General features: G+C 56.0%; 1 protein-coding gene. It reads right to left on the bottom strand.

The genetic code is table 11. The features are described 5' to 3' along the window. A partial coding sequence (locus tag ACO0LH_RS28640) for a DUF4214 domain-containing protein (protein ID WP_422944551.1) occupies window positions 1-268 on the bottom strand: 268 nt, incomplete at both ends.

Raw genomic sequence — 268 nt, 5'->3', positions numbered from 1 at the left:
ATACTTTGGCTGTGGCGTTGGCATCAACACCTGCGTAGGCAGTGATTTCTTTGGTGGTATCAACAGCTGTGGTGAAGGAGGTGGCAGCAGCGACTTTGGAGTCTACGGCTGTTTTGTCTGCACCAGTTGCGCCGCCCAGGATGGACAGGGCTGCAACACCAACGGAGACGGCGCCGCCAGTGATTTGGCCTGCCCAGTAGGTCAGACCTGCTGGATCAGCTTCGTGGCCGAACAGGTTTTTGTAGATGGTGTTGACGGTTTGTGCTGT

It is taken from the genome of Undibacterium sp. TJN19 (assembly GCF_049339485.1).
Lineage (GTDB): Bacteria > Pseudomonadota > Gammaproteobacteria > Burkholderiales > Burkholderiaceae_D > Undibacterium.
The sequence above is the reverse complement of the archived record's forward strand: the minus strand, read 5'-3'. Positions and strand labels throughout refer to the sequence as shown.